Source organism: Streptomyces sp. SID14436, assembly GCF_010548465.1.
Lineage (GTDB): Bacteria > Actinomycetota > Actinomycetes > Streptomycetales > Streptomycetaceae > Streptomyces.
This window is the reverse complement of sequence record NZ_JAAGMD010000197.1, coordinates 1-1808: the sequence shown is the minus strand read 5'-3', so window position 1 is coordinate 1808 and position 1808 is coordinate 1. Positions and strand designations below refer to the sequence as shown.

Below are 1808 nucleotides of genomic sequence, written 5' to 3'. Positions count from 1 at the left end.
GCACCCGCAGCGACGCGCGGACCGGGCGCCATGCACGGCGACGCCACGGCACGGCGCCCGCGCTCGAAGCGCGGGCGCCGTGCCGTGGTGTCCGTCGTGCCGTCGCGCCGTCGCACTGCCGTGTCGGGGCCGGGCAACCGCCCTGTCCCGTCGTCGCGTCCTGCCCGATAGCGTTTCCGGACGGTTCGGGGCGGGCGAGGAATGGGGCAGAGCGAGATGGACGCGCAGGAGGTGGCCCGGAGGCTGCGCGCGGTCTGCGACGAGCTGGCGGAGCGTTTCTACGAGCGGGCCGACGTCGTACGGACGCTGATGGTGACCCTGCTGGCGGGGCAGCACTCGCTGGTGCTCGGCCCGCCCGGGACGGCGAAGTCGGAGCTGGCGCGGGAACTGACGGGCCGGATCGAGGGCGCCGCCTACTGGGAGATCCTGCTGTCGAAGTTCACCGCGCCGACGAGGATGTTCGGCCCCATCGACGTGGCCGCGCTGGCCCGGGGCGAGTACCGGCAGGTCTTCGACGGGCGGGCCACCACGGCCCACATCGCCTTCATCGACGAGATCTTCAAGTGCTCGACGGCGGCCCTGAACGAGACCCTGGGCTTCCTCAACGAGCGGATCTACCACCCCGAGAACGGCGGCGCGCCGATCCACTGCCCCCTCATCGGAGCCATCACGGCCAGCAACGAACTGCCCTCCGGTGAGGACTCCGCCGCGATCTACGACCGCCTGCTGGTGCGGATCGAGGTGGGCTACCTGGAGGACCCGTCGAACTTCGCCGCACTGGTCCGCTCCGCCGTGCACCGCCCCGAGGGGCGCACCCGCACGACCGTCGAGCTGGCCGCGCTGCAGCAGGCGGTCACCGAGGCGGTCCCGGCCGTGGGCGTGCCCGACCCCGTCGTGGACGCGGTGGTGACGCTGCGGGCCGCCCTGCGCCGCAAGGAACTCGTCGCCTCCGACCGCCGGTGGCGGCAGTCGGTGCGGCTGCTCCAGGCGTCCGCGTTCCTCGACGGGCGGGCCGAGGCCGGCGAGGGCGACCTGCCGGTGCTCACCCACGTCCTGTGGGACTCCCCCGCCCAGCGCCCCGTCGTGGAGCGGGAGGTGCTGCACCTGGTCAACCCGGACGCCAAGGAGGCCCTCGACCTGGCCGACACCATCGAGGAGCTGGAGACACAGCTCGACGCGATGGCGGGACAATCCCGCGAAGCGCTGAGTGAGTGGGTCATCACCCACGCCCACGGCAGGCTCGCCACCGCGGGCAAGCGGCTGGAGCAGCTGCGGCGGGAGGCGACGGCCGCCGGCCGTTCCACCGCCACCATCGACCGGGTCACCGGCCGGCAGCGCGCCGTCCGTGCCCGCGTGCTCACCGAGGCCCTCGGTGTGGACGCGAGCATGGTGCAGGCCCAGCAGCTCTGAGGCGGCACCGTGAACGGGACACCTCGCCCGCTGGACGAGCTGACGCGCCGGTCCGCGCAGTGGCTGGCCCGGTCCGCCGCCGTTGCCGAGCGGCACACCGCGGCCGTGGTCGCGGACCCGTTCGACCGGGCCGCCTGGGAGGACGTCCACGCGCAGTCCGCCGCCCTGCGGGAACTGGCCGCCGAGCTCGCCGCCCGCCACCCCGGCACCCGCCACCCCGGCGCCCGCCACCCCGGCGACCTCACCGACGACCTCCTCGCCGACGTGTTCCTGGCCGCCTACCTGCCCGCCCCCCGCCTGCGCGAGCCCGCCGCGATGGCGCCCTCCCACCGCGTCAACCACCGCATCGTCACCGCGCTGACGGACGCACCGGAGTTCGCCGCCCTGCACCGAGAGAC

1 protein-coding gene and 1 pseudogene are annotated in these 1808 nt (G+C 74.6%); both read left to right on the top strand.

Going from position 1 to position 1808, the window contains the following annotated elements; translation table 11 throughout:
• Window positions 1-201 precede the first annotated feature (201 nt).
• Window positions 202-1410 carry an AAA family ATPase gene (locus tag G3I53_RS07160; RefSeq protein WP_239063633.1) on the top strand — a complete coding sequence of 403 codons (1209 nt, stop codon included), beginning with the start codon at window positions 202-204 and terminating at the stop codon, window positions 1408-1410.
• A gap of 9 nt (window positions 1411-1419) precedes the next feature.
• Window positions 1420-1808 (top strand): annotated as a pseudogene (locus tag G3I53_RS07155) (hypothetical protein); the annotation flags it as partial.

Bases quoted from the DNA above. Each gene is read 5' to 3' on its own strand.
- G3I53_RS07160 (WP_239063633.1), top strand. From the start codon at position 202: ATGGGGCAGAGCGAGATGGACGCGCAGGAGGTGGCCCGGAGGCTGCGC.